Origin of the sequence: Bacillus cereus group sp. BfR-BA-01408, from assembly GCF_022663305.1 — a bacterium.
Taxonomy (GTDB): Bacteria; Bacillota; Bacilli; order Bacillales; family Bacillaceae_G; genus Bacillus_A; species Bacillus_A pacificus.
This window is the reverse complement of record NZ_JAKUFF010000005.1, coordinates 97,823-119,424: the sequence shown is the minus strand read 5'-3', so window position 1 is coordinate 119,424 and position 21,602 is coordinate 97,823. Positions and strand designations below refer to the sequence as shown.

Below are 21,602 nucleotides of genomic sequence, written 5' to 3'. Positions count from 1 at the left end.
ACGTTTTCTTATTATAATTTTTTATAGTAAGTGAGCATAGAGGGTGATGAAATGGTATCTATATATGATATTCAGCAATTGCTAAAGAAATTTGGTACGATTATTTATACGGGAGATCGAATTGCAGATTTACAATTAATGCAAGATGAATTGCGTGAATTAAATCAATCACAGCTAATCGATCCACAAGACTATCAAACAGCTTTATTTTTATTGAAGCAAGAAATTCAAAAAGAGCTAAATAAGAATTAGATAAAGGTAGGTAAGCAACATGGAAGAGAAATGGTTAGTTGGTGTTGACCTTGGTGGTACAACGATTAAATTAGCATTTATTAATGTATACGGTGAAATTTTACATAAGTGGGAAATCCCTACGAATACAAATGAGCAAGGAAAACATATTACACTTGATGTAGCGAAAGCTATTGATAAAAAGTTAGAAGAGTTAGGCGAATTAAAAAGTAAGTTAATCGGTATTGGTATGGGAGCTCCTGGCCCTGTACACGTGGCGTCTGGAATGATTTATGAAGCGGTTAACTTAGGATGGAAGAACTATCCGTTAAAAGATTTATTAGAAGTAGAAACAGGATTACCTGTTGTGATTGATAATGATGCGAACTTAGCAGCGCTTGGTGAAATGTGGAAAGGTGCTGGTGAAGGAGCAAAAGATTTAATTTGTATGACGCTTGGCACTGGTGTTGGCGGCGGTGTAATTGCCAATGGAGAGATTGTACACGGCGTAAGCGGTGCTGCTGGTGAAATCGGACATATTACAGTCGTTACAGAGAATGCTTTCCCATGTAATTGTGGGAAGTCTGGTTGCCTAGAAACTGTAGCATCTGCAACAGGTATTGTGCGTGTTGCTATGCAAAAAATACAAGAGACTGATAAAGAAAGTATTCTACGTTCTATGTTAGCAGAAGAAGGACGTATCACATCAAAAGACGTATTTGAAGCACATGGACAAGGTGATGAACTAGCAGGCGAAGTAGTAGAAAAGGTAGCTTCTTATTTAGGATTAGCTGTAGCGAACCTTTCTAGCACGTTGAACCCAGAGAAAATCGTTATTGGCGGAGGTGTTTCTAAAGCTGGAGATGCACTTTTAGAACCAATTCAACGCTATTTTGAGCAATATGCTTTCTCACGTGCTGTAAAGAGCACGAAGTTAGCTATTGCAACACTTGGTAATGATGCAGGTGTTATCGGAGGAGCTTGGCTTGTAAAAAAGCACAAATACGAAGCGAAGATGATATAAGTTGTGAAGTATGAAAAGAGGAAGGGGAAACCCTTCCTCTTTTTGTGCGAAATCTTGATGAAGACGAGCATGTAAATGAATTAAGCTGCTGGTGGGTACCCGTTATATAGAACAGTCATGATTGTAAACCATCCGAAAACGAGTACAGTTGCAATTGCAAAGCCGCCCGCGAGAAAATTCTTTTCGCGAAGTGTTCTAAGCGTAGCAAATACAGCTAACAGAGTGACAAGCGTAAAAATAATAACAAGGCCCATACAATATCCTCCTCTGTCTACCCATTCCTTAATATGAGTTTTTGGAATATTTACTCTTTTATATTGTACATGTTTTAAAAATGATTGTCGAGATAGCATCCTTTCTTTTCCTAAGAGAAAAAAATGTTGTATCATTGAAAGTAAGTTTAATAATTGGAGGAGATTTTCATATGAAATGGATACAAATGCCGTTAGGCCCATTACAAACAAATGCTTATATTTTAACGAATGAGCAAAATGAGTGTATTATCTTTGATCCTGGTCACGAAGGAGAGAAGCTCGTTACATATTTACAAGAAGAACAATTAAAGCCATTGGCTGTTTTATTAACACATGCTCACTTTGATCATATTGGTGCTGTTGATGCGGTAAGAGACGCTTTTCATATTCCTGTGTACGTACATAAAGAAGAAGCAGATTGGTTAGGCGATGCAACTGTAAATGGTTCTCAAATCTTTATGATGAATCGCAGCATTACAGCAAAACCAGCAGATCATATTATTGATGCAGAAGGTGCATTAGCAATTGGTTCATTTAACTTTGAAATTTTTGAGACACCAGGACATTCTCCCGGCAGTATTTCTTATTACTGTAAAGAGGCGAATGCTGTATTTTCTGGAGATGTATTGTTCCAAATGAGTATTGGAAGAACAGATTTACCTGGTGGAAGTTTTGCAGAATTGATTGGAAGTATTGAAGAGAAATTATTTGTATTACCTGATGAAACAGCGGTGCTATGTGGACATGGTCCAGAAACAAGCATTGGTTTTGAAAAAGAAAATAATCCATTTTTACAGTAAGGAGCTAGTGTGAAGATGGAGCTCATTTTAAAAGAATGGATGGAAAAAGAAAAGGATTATTCAATTTCATACAGTACATATATGAACCTCGCATTATACGCAGAGGAACATGGATATTATATGAAAGAACGTGAAAAAATAGGAAGACAAGGGGACTTTTTTACAAGTAGCAACGTATCCTCTGTGTTTGCAAAAACCTTTGCTAAGTTTTTTATTCGTCTTGTTGAAAATGGTGAAGTTGTTCCACATATTTGTGAGATTGGTGGGGGGACAGGAAGGTTTGCCTATGATGTTTTACAAGAATGGAAGCAATTATCACCGGAAACCTTTATTGATTTAAACTATTCGATAATTGAAATGAGCCCTTTTCATAGAAAATTGCAGCAAAAAACTCTTTGTTCGTTTTCTAATGTGTCATATTATACGTCGCATAGTGAAATGGGAGAATCGTTCGAGGGGATTCTTTTTTCGAATGAGTTATTTGATGCATTTCCTGTTGAAGTAATTGAGAAGAGAAATGGAATATTGTATGAAGTACGTGTTACGTACACAGAGGAAGGGAAACTTGCAGAAGTATGTAGGCCGTTACATAAAAGAATTGGTCGATACTTATTGAAATATAATATTCATCTTGCTGAAGGCCAGCGTTTTGAAGTGTCGATTGCGATGGAAGAATATATAAAAGAAATTGCGAAATGGTTTCAACGAGGTGTATGTATTACAGTTGATTATGGATATACAAAAGAAGAATGGATGCATCCTGCACATCAAGAAGGGAGTTTACGAGGATATTACGAGCATAAGTTAATTCGTAATCCTTTAGCGTATCCAGGTGAAATGGATCTTACCACTCATATTCATTGGGACGAACTGAAAGAAATGTTTAGCCTGCAAGGTATGAATATGGTATGGCATAAGAAACAATCTGAGTTTTTGTTAGCAGCAGGAATACTAGAGCTGCTTACGAATCATCAAGATAGGGATCCTTTTTCTGAAATTCAAAAACAAAATCGTGCAGTTCATTCTATGATTTTGAGTGGAGGATTAGGGAGTGCATGTGATGTTGTTATACATACGAAACATATGCAACAGTTACACTTGGATCGGTATTTGAAAATATAAAAAAACAAGACACAGCATAGTTCTGTGTCTTGTTTTTTAATACGACTTATGTAGCATCATATATTTCCTCTCATGATATATATTTATATTAAAGATATGAGATGAAAAATATAAAATACGTCCTTTTTCTCTGTCTATGAGTCCCTAACCCAATAATACGCGAACGAGTTGAATAATTGTCTCGTTTTCTACTTTGTAATAAATCTCCAATCCTTTTCTTTCACTTGAAACGATTTTAGCACTTTTTAACTTTGCTAAATGCTGTGAAATTGTAGATTGTGGCATGTTTAAGCCAGTGTACATTGTAGAAACGTTGCTTGGACCACGTTCAATTAATCCTTTTACAATACATAAGCGAACAGGATGAGCAAGTACTTTCAATAATTCTGCATTGCTTTCATATAGTTCTATTTCTTTTTGAAAGGTTTCTAACATGTTCTTTTCCACCTCCGTGTGAGCTGTTATACCATATTATACATACCAAAAAATTAAAGAAAAGGAAACAGTTGTTGCAGAAAAACATTCCTAAAGTAAAGAAATTGTAAGAAAAGAGACCCTGATGTAAATAAAGTAGATAATTTAGTACGGTTTTGTAAAATGACATTTTTGGGTGAAAATTTCGATGCGTTTTAAAAATTGAAAGATATAGATATATTTGTAACACAATTTTATCATGATTTTCTTATTCTTTCAAATGAATATACAAAATTTTTAAAATAATATGACAAAGGAATTATAATGTTATATATAGAATATAAAACAGGTTAAAAGAAAAGAAGCTGAATGTAGTCAGCTTCTTTATGGTGAAAATGAAATGCTTGAATATAGCTGATAAATCTTAGAATTACCAAGACGTTAGTTATGTATTCTAGATTTCATCTTTCATCAATTTTAAAAATCTGTGGTTCCATATATTTTCATAAAAATCAATTGTCTCTTTTGCGGACATAAATGGATTATTTAACGTAGAGGTTGCTTTCTGGAACATGAAGTTTTCGTACCCTAGTCCATGGGCAAATTTAATCGTGGTATCCATACAGTACTCTGTTTGGGCACCACAAAATTCAATACGATGTACAGATAATTGATCTAAAATCTCTTTCAAGTTTGTGTTATAAAAAGAATTGGCATGTGTTTTTCTTACAAAAAAATCTTGTTTTTGAACATCTAAATCTGAATGAATAGCCCAAAGTTCTTTTTCAGGTACTAAATCATCATCACAATGTTGAACGAAAAGAATTGGTTTATTTGATTTTCTGTATGAAGAAATTCTTTTATTTACTTTTGTAAGTAAATTTTGTAAATTAAATAAATGCTCTCCACTATAACATACTCCATTTTGTAAATCGATAACAATTAAAACATCTGCACATGTATCCATTATTTTTGCCCCTTTTTTACTTCTTAATATATCAATTAATTCATTACTTGGAAACAGATAGTGATCTATCATTTTTTTATGAATTATACGAAGGGTTGAAAAATATACTTATCAGCGTAAAAAAGAAGATATGATAACTTAATTTCATATCTTCTCTGCTCTCTATGCATTTACAGGTTCTTCTACATAAGAAAGGGCATTTTCAAAATCGGATATTAAATCGTCAACATTTTCAAGACCGACGGATAGCCGAAGTAATGAATTTGAAATCCCTCTTTCATCACGAGCTTCTTGCGATAGTGCTGCATGTGACATTTTGGCTGGGTAGGAAAGGATCGATTCGACAGCCCCTAAACTAACCGCAAAGACAGGTAATTTTACTTTTGATAAAAATTGGCGAAGTGCGTCTTCTGATTGTAAAGTGAAAGATAGGACAGCTCCTGCTGATGTAGCTTGAGATTGTTGAATGTTAAATCCAAGATGTGTTTGTAATCCTGGATAATAGACATTTTGAACTTTAGCGTGCTCTTGTAAATAGTGTGCAATTTTATTGGCATTAGCAGCTGAATGCTCAAGACGTACATGCAATGTTTTTAGACCACGAAGTACGAGAGAACAATCTTGCGGGCCTAGAATAGCGCCGAATGAATTTTGTAAAAAGCCAAGTTTTTGAGCGAGATCGGCATCTTTTACAACTGCTAATCCGGCAGTAACATCACTATGACCGGCAATGAATTTTGTGGCACTATGAAGAACGACATCAGCGCCAAGGTCAAGTGGTTTCTGGAATAGTGGTGTCAAAAATGTATTATCAACAAAAGTAAGGGCGCCAATAGATTTTGCAAGTTTAGAAACAGCACGAATATCTGTCACTTTTAAAAGTGGATTGGAAGGTGTTTCTACATAAAAGAGTTTTGTATTTGGCTTAATGTTTTGTTTTATTTCTTCTAAATTGGTCATATCAACAAATGTATGTGAAACACCGTAACGGGAGAGAACTTCAGTTATCATTCGATAAGTCCCTCCGTATACGTCTTCTGAAATGAGTACGTGATCACCTTGTGAAAGGAGGAGGAATGCAGTAGAAATCGCTGCAATTCCTGATGCGAAGGCAAATCCTTTTGTTCCGCCTTCTAATAAAGCAATGATGTCTTCAAGAGCTTCACGAGTTGGATTTCCTGACCTGCTATAGTCATATTTCCCAAACGTATCTACATCAAATTGGTGAAATGTTGATGTGTTATAGATGGGAACGTTAACAGCTCCTGTTTGCGAGTCATGTTTATATTGGTTGTGCAGTAAGAGTGTATCTATAGAATAACTCATATTCTTACACCTTCTTTTACAAGTTTAACGGCTTGCTGTAAGTCTTGAATTAAATCGTTACTATTTTCAATACCAACGGAAAATCGAAGAAGACGATTACATACACCGTTTGCTGTTCTAATTTCTTCAGGAATATCAGCGTGTGTTTGCGTTGCTGGATATGTCATTAAACTTTCAACACCACCGAGACTTTCGGCAAATGTAATTAAGGATAAAGATTGTAAGAATGGATTAATCCATGTTTCATCTTTCAGACGAAATGAGATCATGCCGCCTCTTCCAGGATAAAATACATCTGTCACCCCATCCTCATCATTTAAATAAGCAACAACTGCTTTTGCATTTTCTTCATGTTGTCTCATGCGAAGCGCTAACGTTTTCATACCACGAATTAATAGCCATGAGTCAAATGGACTTAAGACTGCACCAGAGGCATTATGATAATGAGCGATTTCCTCACAAAGTTCCTTTCCTTTTGCAACGACAAGTCCGCTTAGTACATCGTTATGACCACCTAAATATTTCGTTGCACTATGAAGTACGATATCGGCACCTTCTGTTAATGGCTGCTGTATATAAGGTGTGTAGAATGTGTTGTCTACAATAAGAAGTAGTCCGTGTCTTTTCGCTACAGTTGCAACAGCGGCAATATCGGTAACTTGCATTAATGGATTAGTTGGAGTTTCTATGAAAATAGCCTTCGTTTTCGTTGTGATGGCTTGCTCAATTTGTTTAATAGATTGTGTATTTACGTATCTACATCGAACGTTCCACTTTTTTTCGTGCTCAGAAAATAATCGATAAGTGCCACCGTATAAATCTTCCGAAACAATAAGTTCGTCTCCAGAGCGGAATAGGGAAAGGACAAGAAGAACGGCTGCCATCCCTGAACTACAGGCATAACCTTGTTCGCCGCATTCTAAGTCTGCGATTGCTTGTTCTAATAGGCCGCGCGTTGGATTTCCAGTTCGTGAATAATCAAATCCAGTAGATTTACCAATTCCTTCGTGACGATAAGCAGTTGAAAAATAAACAGGTGGATTAACAGTTCCTGTTGTAGTTTCACTCCGGTTTCCGATTTGCGCTAATTTTGTTTCGATAGTTGACATGTGAAAATTCCTCCTTTTTAAATTGAACCATTAGTTGAATATAAAATAAAAAAAGCCTTCTAAGAAGAAGGCTTTCGGTTTGAATAGAGTCTTCTTCTCATCTGTCAAATCTTTCACAATTTGCTGGAATTAGCACCTTATTAACAAATGTTAATGGTTGCTGAGGCGTCATAGGGCCAGTCCCTCTACCTCTCTAGATAAGAATGTTCGTATGAAATTTTATTATGTTTTTAACTTTACAACAAAAGATAATTGAATTGCAACTTTATTTTAAATAATTTTTATTTTTCCGCAAGTGTCATTGACTTTTGTATTTGTGCGTGCTAAATTTATAAAAAAATTAACAAACATTGTTAAAAGGGGAACGCATTTCCTTTTAGCTACATAAATAAAATAATAAAGACAAACTCTTATTGAGAGCGGTGGAGGGAAAGGCCCTGTGAAACCCGGCAACCTTCAAACGAAATGTTTGAAACGGTGCTAATACCTGCAAAACGAATGTTTTGCATAATAAGAGGAGGATCGATTATGTCCCCCTCTTCAAAGTGAAGAGGGGGTTTTTATATTGATAGAAATGAGGGAGATTTGTGAAATTACTAGATTTATTATCAAAAGGAATTGTAATAGGTGATGGTGCGGTTGGGACGTTATTACATTCACATGGTTTACAAAGTAGTTTTGAAGAATTGAATATATCTGATCCAGATTTAATTATATCGATTCATAAGCAATATGTAGCGGCTGGGGCAGATGTGATTCAAACAAATACGTACGGAGCAAATGAAGCGAAATTACGTATGTATGGATTAGAAAATCAAGTTACTGAAATTAATAGAGCGGCAGTAAAACTGGCGAAAGCATCTGTTACAGACAGAAATGCAATTTTAGGCACAATTGGTGGTATGAAACATATCGGGGCGGTTACGACAACTGATATGGAGCGAGAATTTATGTTACTGGAACAGGCAAGTGCATTATTAGAAGAACAGGTAGATGGACTGCTATTAGAGACTTTTTATGATGAGTTTGAATTACTTCATGCTGTCCAGGTGTTACGAAAAGAAACAAATATTCCAATTGTAGCGCAATTGGCGTTACATGAGGCGGGTACGACTCAAAATGGAAATGATGTAAATGAAATATTAAAACAGCTTTTAGATTACGGTGCAAATGTTGTTGGATTGAACTGCCAACTAGGGCCACTTCATATGACGGAAGCTTTTAAAATGATATCGATTCCGAAAAATGGTTACTTGTCAGCATATCCAAACGCAGGTCTCCCAAATTATGTAGAGGGACGATACGTATATGAGGGAAGTCCAGCTTATTTTGAAGCGATGACACCGAAATTTATTGAGCAAGGTATTCGGTTATTGGGCGGTTGTTGTGGCACGACTCCAGAACATATTGAAAGTATGAAACGTGCTACTCTAAATGTTATGCCTGTAATAGAAAAGGATACGGTTCAAAGACCGAAAGTAGTTCATACACATGAGAAACGTTCAAAAGCTCATGTCACTTTAGCAGAGAAAGCAAAAAAACAAACGACAGTAGTAGTGGAATTAGATCCACCAAAAACGTTAGATACGCAGCGGTTTTTTGAAGGCGCAAGAGCATTGAAAAGAGCTGGAGCAGATGCTATTACTCTAGCAGATAATTCATTAGCATCGCCCCGTATCTCGAATATGGCAATGGGAGCATTATTAACGAAGCATGATATTCCGGTATTGACGCACTTAACATGTAGAGACCATAACGTCATCGGACTACAATCTCATTTACTAGGATTATCAGCGTTAGGCATGGAAGAAGTGTTAGCTTTAACTGGAGATCCAGCGCGCGTTGGTGATTTTCCAGGTGCCACTTCTGTATATGATTTGTCCTCTATCGAGCTCATTAAAATGATTAAAGAAATGAACGATGGGCGTTCCGTTTTAGGGAAATCCATTGGACCGGCAACAAGGTTTTCTGTGGGCGGTGCATTTAACCCGCATGTAAGACATTTAAAAGCAGCGGTTAAGCGAATGGAACGGAAAATAGATGCTGGAGCAGAATATTTCTTAACGCAGCCAATCTATGATATCGCGTTAATTGAAGAAGTGTATGAAGCGACAAAGCATTTAGAACAACCTATTTTTATTGGGATTATGCCATTAATAAGTAAACGGAATGCAGATTTTCTTCATTTTGAGGTGCCAGGTATTACTTTACCTGAAGCAGTAAGAGAGAGAATGGATGGACATGAAACGAAAGAGGCAGCAATTGAGGAAGGGATTCGTATTTCTCAAGAATTGATCGATGCTGCGATGAAATACTTTAACGGCATTTATCTTATTACACCATTTCTAAAATATGAAATTACAGAACATCTTGTTAAATATGTGAGAGAAAAGCAAGAAGTGAAAGAAGGTATTAATTGATGAAATGTATAGAAGAAAAATTACAAAATAACATCTTAATATTAGATGGTGCAATGGGAACGATGATCCAGCAAGAGGATTTAACTGCGGAAGATTTCGGAGGAGAGGAGTACGAAGGGTGTAATGAGTATTTAGTAGAAACAAGACCAGATGTTATTTTAAAGATTCATAAAGCTTATATTGAAGCTGGAGCGGATATTATTGAAACAAATACATTTGGGGCAACCAATATTGTACTAAGTGATTATGAGTTATCTTATTTAGACGAGGAGCTAAATGAGAAGGCAGCGCGTTTAGCGAAGCAAGCAGTCGAAGAAAGCGGGAAGGAAGTATATGTTGCGGGAGCAATGGGACCGACGACGAAAGCGATTAGTGTTACTGGTGGTGTAACGTTTGAAGAATTAATTGAAGCCTATACGCGGCAGGCAAGAGGATTGTTGAAAGGAGAAGTGGATGTATTACTCGTTGAGACGAGTCAAGATATGCGTAACGTGAAGGCTGCTTATATTGGAATTCAAGCGGCTTTTGATGAACTAAATACAATTGTACCTATCATGATTTCGGGAACGATTGAACCGATGGGAACGACTCTAGCTGGGCAAACAATTGAGGCTTTTTACTTATCGGTAGAACATATGAAGCCATTATCTGTTGGATTAAACTGTGCGACTGGTCCGGAGTTTATGAGAGACCATATTCGTTCTCTATCTGATTTATCGGAGTGTTACATTTCTTGTTATCCAAATGCAGGTCTTCCTGATGAAGATGGACATTATCATGAATCTCCATCCTCGCTTGCCGAGAAAGTGAAGCGATTTGCAGAAGAAGGATGGGTTAATATTATCGGTGGTTGTTGTGGTACAACACCAGAACATATAAAAGCAATGAAATCCGCATTAACGTCTCTTAAACCTCGTGAACAGCAAGAGAGAGAGGGACATGGGGTTAGTGGATTAGAGGCACTGCAATATGATGACTCTATGAGACCGTTATTTGTTGGTGAAAGAACAAATGTTATTGGATCACGTAAATTTAAACGATTAGTAGCAGAAGGGAAATTTGAAGAGGCTGCTGAAATCGCTAGAGCGCAAGTGAAGAAAAATGCTCATATTATTGACATTTGTATGGCAGACCCGGACCGCGATGAAATAGAAGATATGGAAAACTTCTTGGCAGAAGTTACGAAAGTGTTAAAAGTACCGATTATGATTGACTCAACAGATGAACATGTGATGGAGCGAGCTCTTACTTATATTCAAGGGAAAGCTGTTATTAATTCAATTAATTTAGAAGATGGAGAAGAGCGATTTATAAAAGTGACGCCGCTTCTTCAGAAATATGGTGCAGCTATTGTTGTAGGGACAATTGATGAAGATGGAATGGCAGTAAGTGCGGAAAGAAAACTAGAAATTGCGAAAAGAAGTTATGAGTTATTGACGACGAAATATGGTATACGCCCATCAGATATTATTTTTGATGCACTTGTATTTCCTGTAGGGACAGGTGATGAAGAGTATATTGGCTCGGCGGCTGCGACGATAGAAGGGATTCGCCTTATTAAAGAAGCATTACCAGAGTGTTTAACGATTTTAGGTGTAAGTAACATATCATTTGGTTTACCACCAGCTGGTCGCGAAGTGTTAAATTCCGTCTTTTTATATCATGCAACGAAAGCAGGGTTAGATTACGCGATTGTAAATACGGAAAAATTAGAGCGCTATGCGTCAATTCCTGATGAAGAAAAACGCCTTGCAGATGCATTGCTTTTTGAAACGACGCAAGAGACGTTAGAAAAATTTACAAACTTCTATCGCGTGGCAAAAAAGAAAGATGTTGTTGTCCAAGAAACATTAACTCTTGATGAAAGGCTCGCAAATTACATTGTAGAAGGTACGAAACAAGGTTTACACGAAGATTTAAGTCTCGCACTTACAGAAGGAAGAAAACCTTTGGATATTATTAATGGCCCACTTATGACAGGAATGGATGAGGTAGGACGATTATTTAATAATAATGAGCTTATCGTTGCTGAAGTATTGCAAAGTGCTGAAAGTATGAAAGCTGCTGTAAGTTATTTAGAGCCACATATGGAATCTAGCGATAGTGCGAAAAAAGGGAAAGTATTATTAGCAACTGTAAAAGGTGATGTGCATGATATTGGGAAAAATCTCGTTGAAATTATTTTAGCAAATAACGGATATGAGATTATTAATTTAGGAATTAATGTTCGCTCGGATCGAATTGTGCAAGAAGTACAAGAAAAGAAGCCTGATATTATAGGTCTTTCTGGTTTATTAGTAAAATCGGCTCAACAAATGGTAACGACTGCTGAAGATTTAAAAGCGGCGGATATTGATATTCCAATTGTTGTAGGCGGGGCAGCGTTAACGAGAAAGTTTACAGATAATCGCATTTCGCCATCTTATAAAGGGCTCGTATGTTATGCAAGTGATGCGATGACGGGGCTGGATATTATTAATAAGCTTCAAAAAGAAGAAGAGCGTGAGAAGATGAAGCAGGATAAAAAAGAACGTCATCTTCATATCGTAACAAAAGAAGAGAAGAAAGTAGAAATTCCAGCAGTAATTGAACCATTACCGAAGGCTGAGGTTATCGTGCCGGATTCAACAAAACGAATTGTATTAAGAGATGTTCCTGTTTCACATCTCGCGCCATTTCTAAATAGACAAATGCTGCTTGGACATCACCTTGGCCTAAAGGGAAGTGTGAAGAAACTTTTGCGAGAGGGAGATAAAAGAGCGCATGAATTAAATGATTTAATAGATGAATTATTGCAGGAAGGACAATCTTGGTTAAAACCGAAAGCAGTGTATCAATTTTTCCCAGCGCAAAGCGACGGACAGAATATTGTAATATATGATCCAGAAGATCATACGCGTGTTATAGAACGTTTCACATTCCCAAGACAAGGAAAAGCACCATATCGTACTTTAGGTGATTATTTACGCCCAGTCGGAGATGAGATGGACTATGTTGCTTTCCTATCTGTTACGGTTGGAGAAGGTGTTCGTGACATTGCTGAAGAGTGGAAGGCGAAAGGTGATTATTTACGCAGTCATGCCATTCAATCGTTAGCGCTCGAACTAGCAGAAGGACTTGCTGAAAAGGCACATATGCTTATTCGTGATCGTTGGGGTATTCCAGATTCACCAGAACTGACAATGGAAGAACGCTTCCGTACGAAATATAGAGGAATACGAGTGTCCTTCGGTTATCCAGCATGTCCAGAACTCGCAGATCAAGAAAAGCTATTTCGCTTAATTCATCCAGAGGAAATAGGTATTTCATTAACGGAAGGATTTATGATGGAGCCAGAAGCGTCTGTAACGGCTATGGTATTTTCTCACCCCGAGGCAAGATATTTTAGTGTATTATAGTCTAGAAGGGGGAGACGTATGAAAAAAATAGTCTTTACAGGTGGCGGTTCGGCAGGGCATGTAACACCTAATTTAGCCATCATTCCACATTTACAAGAACAGAATTGGGATATTTCTTATATTGGTTCTCATCAAGGAATTGAGAAAACGATTATAGAAAAGGAAGGCATTCCGTACTATAGTATTGCGAGCGGAAAGCTACGCCGTTATTTTGATTTGAAAAATATAAAAGATCCATTTCTTGTAATGAAGGGTGTTATGGATGCGTATGTAAGGATTCGAAAACTAAAACCGGATGTGATTTTTTCAAAAGGTGGTTTCGTATCTGTACCAGTCGTAATTGGAGGATGGCTAAATAGAGTCCCTGTTTTATTACATGAATCTGATATGACGCCAGGACTAGCAAACAAAATTGCGCTCCGTTTCGCTTCGAAAATATTTGTTACATTTGAAGAAGCTGCGAAACATTTACCGAAAGAAAAAGTAATTTATACAGGATCTCCTGTACGTGAAGAAGTACTAAAGGGAAATCGGGAAAAAGGTTTAGCATTTTTAGGTTTTTCACGTAAAAAGCCAGTTATTACAATCATGGGAGGAAGTTTGGGCGCAAAAAAAATTAATGAAACGGTTCGAGAAGCGTTACCAGAACTTCTGAAAAAATATCAAATTGTTCACCTTTGCGGAAAAGGTAATCTTGATGAAAGTTTACAAAATAAAGAAGGATATAGACAATTTGAATATGTACATGGAGAACTGCCAGACATATTAGCGATAACAGATTTTGTTATTTCACGTGCGGGCTCTAATGCCATTTTTGAGTTTTTAACATTGCAAAAGCCGATGGTTTTAATTCCACTATCGAAATTTGCAAGTCGTGGAGATCAAATACTAAATGCAGAGTCTTTTGAAAGACAAGGATATGCTTCCGTATTGTATGAAGAAGATGTGACTGTGAAATCTCTTATAAAGCATGTCGAAGAATTAAATCAAAATAATGAAATGTATAAAACAGCTCTAAAAAAATATAATGGAAAAGAAGCAATTCAAACAATCATTCAACATATTTCAGAGGCATGATGAAACAATCATGCCTCTTTTAATAGGGTGAAAGATTCCAAGAAACGGTGTTTTTATGTTACAATAGCAAATGGATTAGTAGGGAAATTCCAATTAATGAAGCGTGAAAATACGAATGGATTAGGAGTGACTGTGTTGGAGCTAAGTCTCTATGAAAATACTGCACTTATTATATGCTTTGTGTTGTACGTTGGTAGTGTTATTGTTTATATTTCAAGGAAGTTTTCGCAAGAAAGAGAGCTTGAAAAATCAGAAATAACAGCTGAACTAGAAATGTTAGCTGATGAAAGTTATAAAAAACAAAAAATAAAAGAAGACCATGAGGCATCCCATCATTTAAACGCAAATAAGTTTTAAAGATGGGGATTTTTTTTGAAGTTATTCTTTATTATGTTTATAGCAAATAACGCTAAAATGGAGTTTCCCCCTTATATAATGAAGGAGTGTATATAAATGAATTTTTATATCGCCTCAGGATTCCAAAATAAACACCTTGTACGTTCTATAGCAAATGAACTGAAACATGCAGGATGGCACCATACATATGATTGGACAAGAAACGAAAGAGCTGTGAATCAAGAGCAATTAAGAGAAATTGGTCAGGCAGAAAAGAATGCTATTAAAGAAGCGGATGTATTTTTACTTATATTAGATGGTGGAAACGGCAGCCACACAGAGTTTGGAATGGCGATTGCGCTAGAGAAAAATATATATGTATATCATGAAGGAAACCTGCTCCAAACAACGTTCTATCATTTGCCAGAAATAAATATTTTTGAAGGAAATGCAGCAGAATTTGCATCTTATGTTATGAATCATGTGAAATAATAGTAACTGTCTACAAGGTTATAAAAGTGATCTTTTGGGTACAGTGATGATAAGAAATGTATATAAAGGAGTACATAATATGAAATTAGAAAATGGATGGGAAACGAGTTTTTTAGAAGTCGTACAAAATAGTGAATTTAAGAAAGAGGCACTTCTTAGCCAATTACTTTTTGCAGATAGTGAAGAAGTTGAAGAGCTTGTAGATGATTATGGTTATGAAGAAATCATTGACCGCGAACATGATGATGAATTAGCTCATATTTTAGGAGAAGAACTTTTTAGTGAGATGGAACGACACGTATTTTTATCTTCACAGCCAGAAGAAAAACTTATTTCATTCGTAAATGGATTAGGTTTTCATGTGTTAGATTGGATCGTTCTTCTTGAAACAGAATTTAGCATTGATAGTGCACACTTTACGTCGGATGCTGTGAAAATGTTAGAAAAGCGTTTCAGACAGTTTCCATACATAGAAGATAAAACAATTTTTGACATGACATTTGGAGAAGCAATGGATGTATTAGAGTCTATTACAGGATTACAACTGAAGGAAAAGATGAACGTATAATGTAAAAAAAGAACGTGAGGCTATCACGTTCTTTTTTTACATTATAATAATTTTATCATCTAGTTTTGTTTGTCCGCTAAGAAGTGCGTTTAAATATTCCACTTTTCTTATACAGGCCTGTATATGTCTTTCAACCTCTTGTAACTCTGCTTGGTGATGCGTTTCAATAGGATGAATTTGTACGTTGAATTTTTCAAATTGACTACTATATGTTATTTCTGCATAGCCGCTCATAATATCGGTTTCGTTATGAAATAAAAATTGCTTCGTTTTGTCACAGAATGATACATTCTGAAAGCCATATACTTTTAATGCTTCAATTACTTTTTTTATCATTTTTGTATTCATTTTTTTAACCCTCTTTACGAAGTTCTACTTATACATTATAACATAAAAAATTACATAGAAAGCGCTTCCAAGTGTATTTTATTATAAACTTTACGTTTCAATCACAAAAATGAAACAAAGAAAAAATAATTGTAAAGAAGGAAGGACTCTTTTATTGTTTCGTCATATATATAGAGAAATAGTGCAATGAAAGGAAATTTTCCGAGGTGGAGATCGTATTTCCAATTTGAGCGCAGTAAAAGAGGTGAAGATCTTGAACTTTGATATTGTAGGACAAAAAGCATATATAAAAGATGGACCGCATCGGAACCGAATTGGAATTGTAAAGAAAAACGAGACAAAATTAGAATCGCAGTTTGCTATTGTAATTGGAGAACAAATCATTGATGTAGAGCTAAAGGATATCGTGTTAGTTGGAGTAGACGTAGGACAATTTCATAAATGGTGCGAACAAAATGGTTATTTGTGAAAAGGACGGGCTGTGAGATAATGAAATATATGTGAGGAAAGAGAATATGTTATTGTATTCTCTTTTTTTATGTGTAAGGAGACGGAGATGAAGTATACAGAACGAGATTTTACATTGGAGTTAAAAGAGCAACTAGAAGAGTTTTTAGTAGAAGTATAAAGCACGGTTTTTATAAAACCTTACAAAAGTGTAATTTTTATAAAGATTCGAAAAGATATATAATTTATTTATAATTATCTATTCTAATATACAGGTGGTGTTTTGCCATGGCTGAAGTAATTGGTAAAGCTTTATACATAGTGTTTGAAACAATATGTTATGCCTTATGTATAAAAGATAAAGAGGAAGATGAAAAGAAATAAAAAGGGACGCTAACAGTTTTGTTAGCGTCCTTTTTATTATGAAGCAATTTCACCAGTTTTTGTATCATCTTGATTGTACGTATCTTGATCTAATTCACCAAGCCATTTACTAGAAATAAGACCTGCTGTCATAGAACCACTTACGTTAAGAGCTGTACGCCCCATATCGATTAATGGTTCAACTGAGATAACAAGAGCGACAATACCGATTGGTAAGTTCATTGTAGATAGTACGATTAACGCTGCGAATGTTGCACCGCCACCAACACCGGCAACACCGAATGAGCTAATCGCAACGACAGCGATTAAAGTTAAAATAAATTGTGGTTGTAATGGATCGATTCCTACAGTTGGAGCGACCATCATTGCAAGCATCGCTGGATAAATACCTGCGCAACCGTTTTGTCCGATAGATACTCCAAATGATGCTGCGAAGTTTGCAATCCCTTCAGAAATACCAAGCTTTTCTTTTTGTGCTTCAATATTTAATGGCATTGCGCCAGCACTAGAGCGAGATGTGAATGCAAATGTTAATACAGGGAACACCTTTTTCAAATATTGAATTGGATTTAAACCAGATAGAGCAATTAATAATAAGTGGATAACGAACATTACGATAAGTGCTACGTAAGACGCTAACACGAAGTTACCAAGTTTTAAAATAGCATTTATGTCGCTACCAGCAACTGTTTTTGCCATAAGAGCTAATACGCCGTATGGAGTAAGACGTAAAATTAATGTTACCATACGCATTACAATTGCATATACAGCATCAAGCATTTTCTTAAATAGCTCTGCTTGTTCTGGATATTTTCGTTTTACACCTATAAAGGCGATGCCGATAAAGGCTGCAAATATTACAACAGAAATTGTTGATGTTGGACGAGCGCCTGTTAAATCAAGAAATGGATTTGTAGGCAATAGTTCTAATAATTTATCTGGAATTGTTGTTTTTTCAATAGAAGTAAATCTTTCTTCAACTAGCTTCAGACGAGCAGATTCTGCATCACCTTGTTGCAGACCAGTTGCAGATACATCAAATCCTGCACTTGCAGCGATACCGACAGCTGCAGCAATTCCTGTAGTAAGAATTAAAATTCCGATAATAAGACCACTAATTTTACCAAGGTTTTTCGTTAACTGTAATTTTGTAAATGCTGAAATAATAGATACTAAAATAAGTGGCATAACGATCATTTGAAGTAACTTCACATAACCGTTACCGATTAAGCCAAACCAAGTATTTGATTCAATAATTACTTTAGAAGTTGGCTCATAAATAAATTGTAATATAAGACCGAAGATAATTCCGACTCCTAAAGCGGTAAATACGCGTTTATTAAAAGATACATGCTTACGTTGCATATAATATAATACGCCAACTAAAATGAGCATGACTGCAACGTTAATTCCGACAAGCAGTGTATTCATGTTGATTCCCCCTAATTCCAATCTGTTATATAGAATATAAGTCAATAAAACCTATAAGTCAACTAGGGAATTCCGGAATTAAAAAAAAGATGGCAAAATGCCATCTTTTAATGTCCAGCGCCAGGCACAAGTAAAAACGTCGTGTAGTATGTAAATCCTATGAAGAAAACAGTTAAATATGCCCCGAATACGTATATATACATACGCTCTGTTAATTTTAAATAGCTTAAAAGTACGAAGAAGCCTGTTTGTCCTAAAAATAGTAGTGCAGTCGAATGCATATCTCCTACGTAAAACATAACCGAGAAAATTCCAGTCCAAAAGCCGAGAACGCGAAACATGCGCTCCATGCCATCTCCCTCCTTTTCTAAAAAAAGTAAACCTCACTTCATTATAGTTTATTTTTCTTACTATTGTAAATATTCGTTCATATAAAAAGAAGCCAATTATAATTGGCTTCTTTTTATATGAGAGATTAAATTGTTAGTTTATAATTACAAGATTTACATCCATCTAGTAAACTATCGTTTCGTGTTAATTCCGTGTTAGGGAATAGGATTTCAAAAATCCCTTTCATCATATCTCCGTGCATATTACAAATTTCAGTTGGGTGATGGACAGCAACTTCTTTAAATGGACAATTGTGTACATCATAGAAAATTTTCGTTCCATCTGCACTTAATTCAAATGCAGGTGATAAGCCAGCTGTCGAAAAGGCTTCTTTTGCAATTTGAATTTTTTGTTCAACTGTTAAGGCATCTTCACTCACATTTAAACGCTGCATATGTTGTTGCATTAATTCGGCCCCGAATTGTTTCCCTGTTTCGTATAGCGCTTTTTCACCAGCAGCACCAAGGCTAAGTAAAGAATTAAACGCGATTCTTGCTAACAATTGATAGTCACGGAATGGGAATTGTAATTGGATAACATCTTCAGATAATACATATAATCTGCTTGGTCGTCCGCCTTTTCCAGTTTTCTTCGTTTCAGATTTCAGCATATGAACATCTTCTAATTTAGATAAATGTAAACGCGCTACGTTTGGATGAATGTCAAACTCATCAGCAATTTCTTGTACAGTTACGTAACTATGTTTTTGAGAAATATATTTATAAATATAATAACGAGTTGGGTCAGCTAAAACACCTGTAATTTTTAAAGCTTGTTCCATGAGGATCTCCACCTTTATCACTTTATCCAAGATAATAACATTATAATACAGATAAACATGGGTATAGGTAATTTTAGACAATAATTCGGAAATTGTTCATAATTTCACAAACATATTTTTCCTTTTTCATCTAGTGAAAATGCAAAAATACCGATTTTTCAGATGGATTTCTTCATGCTATATACATAGTGGGGAGGGAAAAATGATGAATGGAATTGAAAGCTTTGCGAATACGATTTTGAAAGAGGCGTGTAGGGTACAAGCTTCGGATTTACATATTGTGCCCCGGAAGAAGGATGTAGTGATTCAACTGCGCATAGGGAAAGATTTAATGACGAAACAATACATTGAAAAGGAATTTGGAGAAAAACTTGTTTCACACTTTAAATTTTTAGCATCCATGGATATAGGAGAGAGGCGGAAACCACAAAACGGTTCACTATATATACAAATAGATGGACAAGAAGTGTATTTACGCCTTTCCACGCTTCCAACCGTATATCAAGAAAGTCTCGTTATTCGTCTTCATTTACAAGCGTCTATTCAGCCGCTATCTCATCTTTCGTTATTTCCAAGTACAGCGAAGAAACTACTTTCTTTTTTACATTATTCCCATGGATTACTCGTATTTACGGGACCGACTGGTTCAGGAAAGACAACAACAATGTATGCATTACTAGAGGTGATTAGAAAAAAGAAAACACGTCGCATCGTTACACTGGAAGATCCAGTTGAAAAAAGAAATGATGATGTATTACAAATTCAAATAAATGAAAAAGCAGGTATCACATATGAGGCTGGACTAAAGGCTATTTTGCGTCATGATCCAGATGTTATTTTAGTGGGTGAAATTCGTGATGAAGAAACAGCAAAAATCGCTATAAGAGCAAGTTTGACTGGCCATTTAGTAATGACGACACTGCATACGAATGATGCGAAAGGAGCAATACTTCGGTTCATGGATTTTGGTATAACGAGGCAAGAGATTGAACAATCTTTATTGGCTATAGCTGCACAGCGACTTGTTGAATTGAAGTGTCCGTTTTGCAAAAGAAAGTGCTCAACTGTATGTAAATCAATGAGGCAAGTAAGGCAAGCGAGTATTTATGAGTTGTTATATGGATATGAGTTAAAACAAGCGATTAAAGAAGCAAACGGGGAATGTGTCACGTACAAGCATGAGACATTAGAGTCTTCGCTGCGAAAAGGATACGCTTTAGGATTTTTAGAAGAGGATGTTTATGTTTAAGAAAATATGGAGTTTAAGTGATCAAGTAATATTACTGAAACGATTAGGAGAACTATTAGAAAAAGGATACTCTCTTTTGCAGGCATTAGAATTTTTACGGTTTCAATTACCTTTAGAAAAGAAAGTACAATTGCAGCACATGATTGATGGATTAAAAAATGGAAAAAGTCTACACGATTCTTTTCATCAATTAAAGTTTCATCAGGAGATGTTAAGCTATTTATTTTATGCCGAGCAACATGGTGATATTTCTTTTGCGTTGCAACAAGGGAGTGCACTTCTTTATAAAAAGGATAAGTATAGGAAAGATATGATGAAAATAATGCAGTATCCTATGTTTTTGGCGTTCTTTTTAATAATCATGATTTTGATTTTTAACCGCATTTTATTACCACAGGTTGACATGGTATATAGTTCATTTGGTTCTACAGCACCGTTATTCACAGAACAAATATTAAGTACAATTAAGCTACTACCCTATCTTATTTTTAGCACAATTTTTATCGTTATGATTGGCTGTAGTGTATATATATTGTACTTTCAGAAACTCCCGCATATGAAGCGAGTAAAAATTATGCTTCGTATCCCCCTCGTAAAAACATTTCTTATTTTAAAGCATTCGCATTATTTCGCTACTCAATTGAGCGGCTTATTACACGGAGGACTATCAGTACTTGAGGCTCTAACAATAATGATGGAGCAAAAGTATCAGCCGTTCTTTCAGTATGAAGCGGGCCGAGTTAAACACCAATTAATTGCGGGAGAACCGTTGCAATCTATTATTGCTAAAAGCGGATATTATGAGGAAGAACTTTCTTATATTATTACACATGGACAAGCGAACGGTAATTTGGCGATTGAATTAGGTGACTATAGTGATCTAATTATGGAAAAGATTGAGCAAAAAATTAAACGTATGTTAGTGATTATTCAACCGATTTTATTTACGTGTATTGGAGCAATAGTCGTTCTTATGTATTTAGCGATGATTATGCCAATGTTTCAAATGATGAATTCTATATAGGAGGCATTTA

22 protein-coding genes and 2 riboswitches are annotated in these 21,602 nt (G+C 35.8%); of the genes, 13 read left to right on the top strand and 9 right to left on the bottom strand.

Annotation, left to right across the window (positions count from 1 at the left end):
• Window positions 1–51: 51 nt before the first annotated feature.
• Together MR083_RS05000 and glcK are read left to right on the top strand one after the other, a co-directional pair.
• The gene (locus MR083_RS05000; RefSeq protein ID WP_000253699.1) at window positions 52–252 is read left to right on the top strand and encodes a YqgQ family protein; all 201 of its coding nucleotides are present in this window, start codon (window positions 52–54) and stop codon (window positions 250–252) included.
• A gap of 19 nt (window positions 253–271) precedes the next feature.
• Window positions 272–1,255 (top strand): glucokinase, encoded by a 984-nt coding sequence (gene glcK, locus MR083_RS04995; RefSeq protein ID WP_000391706.1) that lies wholly within the window; start codon window positions 272–274, stop codon window positions 1,253–1,255.
• Window positions 1,256–1,335: 80 nt separating this feature from the next.
• Here the strand turns inward: glcK and MR083_RS04990 are convergent, their stop codons facing one another.
• Window positions 1,336–1,509: a DUF2759 domain-containing protein gene (locus MR083_RS04990; protein WP_000524853.1), complete on the bottom strand. Its 174-nt coding sequence runs from the start codon at window positions 1,507–1,509 to the stop codon at window positions 1,336–1,338.
• A 170-nt stretch (window positions 1,510–1,679) separates the two neighbouring features.
• Here MR083_RS04990 and MR083_RS04985 point away from each other — a divergent pair, with 170 nt between their 5' ends.
• Window positions 1,680–2,309, top strand: a complete 630-nt coding sequence (locus tag MR083_RS04985) for an MBL fold metallo-hydrolase (RefSeq protein WP_000871248.1) — start codon at window positions 1,680–1,682, stop codon at window positions 2,307–2,309.
• A 9-nt stretch (window positions 2,310–2,318) separates the two neighbouring features.
• A complete protein-coding gene (locus tag MR083_RS04980; protein ID WP_242268660.1) occupies window positions 2,319–3,431 on the top strand; it encodes a class I SAM-dependent methyltransferase in 1,113 nt (370 codons plus the stop codon).
• A 144-nt stretch (window positions 3,432–3,575) separates the two neighbouring features.
• Here MR083_RS04980 and MR083_RS04975 read toward each other — a convergent pair whose 3' ends face one another.
• From MR083_RS04975 to metI, 4 genes are all read right to left on the bottom strand, one after another.
• Window positions 3,576–3,866 carry an ArsR/SmtB family transcription factor gene (locus tag MR083_RS04975; protein WP_000894375.1) on the bottom strand — a complete coding sequence of 97 codons (291 nt, stop codon included), beginning with the start codon at window positions 3,864–3,866 and terminating at the stop codon, window positions 3,576–3,578.
• A 433-nt stretch (window positions 3,867–4,299) separates the two neighbouring features.
• On the bottom strand, window positions 4,300–4,812 hold the full coding sequence (locus tag MR083_RS04970; RefSeq protein ID WP_000379169.1) for a cysteine hydrolase family protein: 513 nt from the start codon (window positions 4,810–4,812) through the stop codon (window positions 4,300–4,302).
• A 162-nt stretch (window positions 4,813–4,974) separates the two neighbouring features.
• The gene (metC, locus tag MR083_RS04965; RefSeq protein WP_016718483.1) at window positions 4,975–6,138 is read right to left on the bottom strand and encodes a cystathionine beta-lyase; all 1,164 of its coding nucleotides are present in this window, start codon (window positions 6,136–6,138) and stop codon (window positions 4,975–4,977) included.
• Window positions 6,135–7,247, bottom strand: a complete 1,113-nt coding sequence (metI, locus tag MR083_RS04960; protein WP_000103876.1) for a cystathionine gamma-synthase/O-acetylhomoserine thiolyase — start codon at window positions 7,245–7,247, stop codon at window positions 6,135–6,137. Before metI ends, metC begins: the two co-directional genes overlap by 4 nt.
• A 94-nt stretch (window positions 7,248–7,341) precedes the next feature.
• A riboswitch (SAM riboswitch) is annotated at window positions 7,342–7,451 on the bottom strand.
• 203 nt (window positions 7,452–7,654) lie between these two features.
• Window positions 7,655–7,764, top strand: a riboswitch (SAM riboswitch).
• 70 nt (window positions 7,765–7,834) lie between these two features.
• Between metI and MR083_RS04955 the strand changes: the two genes are divergently transcribed.
• The 6 genes from MR083_RS04955 to MR083_RS04930 all read left to right on the top strand — a co-directional run bounded on the left by MR083_RS04955 (window position 7,835) and on the right by MR083_RS04930 (window position 15,538).
• Window positions 7,835–9,667 (top strand): bifunctional homocysteine S-methyltransferase/methylenetetrahydrofolate reductase, encoded by a 1,833-nt coding sequence (locus tag MR083_RS04955; protein WP_000770327.1) that lies wholly within the window; start codon window positions 7,835–7,837, stop codon window positions 9,665–9,667.
• Complete coding sequence (metH, locus tag MR083_RS04950; RefSeq protein WP_242268658.1) at window positions 9,667–13,065, top strand: methionine synthase; 3,399 nt, start codon at window positions 9,667–9,669, stop codon at window positions 13,063–13,065. The genes MR083_RS04955 and metH overlap by 1 nt, the downstream gene beginning before the upstream one ends.
• Window positions 13,066–13,083: 18 nt before the next feature.
• Complete coding sequence (gene murG / locus MR083_RS04945; protein ID WP_000724750.1) at window positions 13,084–14,142, top strand: undecaprenyldiphospho-muramoylpentapeptide beta-N-acetylglucosaminyltransferase; 1,059 nt, start codon at window positions 13,084–13,086, stop codon at window positions 14,140–14,142.
• 96 nt (window positions 14,143–14,238) lie between these two features.
• Window positions 14,239–14,499, top strand: coding sequence for a DUF3966 domain-containing protein (locus MR083_RS04940; protein ID WP_000817964.1), 261 nt, complete (start codon window positions 14,239–14,241; stop codon window positions 14,497–14,499).
• A 96-nt stretch (window positions 14,500–14,595) separates the two neighbouring features.
• On the top strand, window positions 14,596–14,970 hold the full coding sequence (locus MR083_RS04935) for a nucleoside 2-deoxyribosyltransferase (protein ID WP_242268656.1): 375 nt from the start codon (window positions 14,596–14,598) through the stop codon (window positions 14,968–14,970).
• A 79-nt stretch (window positions 14,971–15,049) separates the two neighbouring features.
• The gene (locus MR083_RS04930; RefSeq protein WP_139866666.1) at window positions 15,050–15,538 is read left to right on the top strand and encodes a hypothetical protein; all 489 of its coding nucleotides are present in this window, start codon (window positions 15,050–15,052) and stop codon (window positions 15,536–15,538) included.
• A 36-nt stretch (window positions 15,539–15,574) separates the two neighbouring features.
• Here MR083_RS04930 and MR083_RS04925 read toward each other — a convergent pair whose 3' ends face one another.
• On the bottom strand, window positions 15,575–15,886 hold the full coding sequence (locus MR083_RS04925; RefSeq protein ID WP_001093243.1) for a hypothetical protein: 312 nt from the start codon (window positions 15,884–15,886) through the stop codon (window positions 15,575–15,577).
• A 253-nt stretch (window positions 15,887–16,139) separates the two neighbouring features.
• Between MR083_RS04925 and MR083_RS04920 the strand changes: the two genes are divergently transcribed.
• The gene (locus MR083_RS04920) at window positions 16,140–16,355 is read left to right on the top strand and encodes a DUF3912 family protein (protein WP_001008330.1); all 216 of its coding nucleotides are present in this window, start codon (window positions 16,140–16,142) and stop codon (window positions 16,353–16,355) included.
• Window positions 16,356–16,753: 398 nt separating this feature from the next.
• Here the strand turns inward: MR083_RS04920 and MR083_RS04915 are convergent, their stop codons facing one another.
• From MR083_RS04915 to MR083_RS04905, 3 genes are all read right to left on the bottom strand, one after another.
• The gene (locus MR083_RS04915; protein WP_001094339.1) at window positions 16,754–18,148 is read right to left on the bottom strand and encodes an L-cystine transporter; all 1,395 of its coding nucleotides are present in this window, start codon (window positions 18,146–18,148) and stop codon (window positions 16,754–16,756) included.
• A 107-nt stretch (window positions 18,149–18,255) separates the two neighbouring features.
• Window positions 18,256–18,498: a DUF2626 domain-containing protein gene (locus MR083_RS04910; RefSeq protein WP_000440713.1), complete on the bottom strand. Its 243-nt coding sequence runs from the start codon at window positions 18,496–18,498 to the stop codon at window positions 18,256–18,258.
• Between the two features lie 125 nt (window positions 18,499–18,623).
• Entirely contained in the window at window positions 18,624–19,319 is a 696-nt protein-coding gene (locus MR083_RS04905; protein ID WP_000434105.1) for a helix-turn-helix transcriptional regulator, read from the bottom strand.
• Between the two features lie 205 nt (window positions 19,320–19,524).
• Here MR083_RS04905 and comGA point away from each other — a divergent pair, with 205 nt between their 5' ends.
• Together comGA and comGB are read left to right on the top strand one after the other, a co-directional pair.
• Window positions 19,525–20,568: a competence protein ComGA gene (gene comGA / locus MR083_RS04900; protein WP_073530042.1), complete on the top strand. Its 1,044-nt coding sequence runs from the start codon at window positions 19,525–19,527 to the stop codon at window positions 20,566–20,568.
• On the top strand, window positions 20,561–21,592 hold the full coding sequence (comGB, locus tag MR083_RS04895) for a competence type IV pilus assembly protein ComGB (RefSeq protein WP_139866670.1): 1,032 nt from the start codon (window positions 20,561–20,563) through the stop codon (window positions 21,590–21,592). The genes comGA and comGB overlap by 8 nt, the downstream gene beginning before the upstream one ends.
• The last annotated feature ends 10 nt before the right edge of the window (window positions 21,593–21,602 follow it).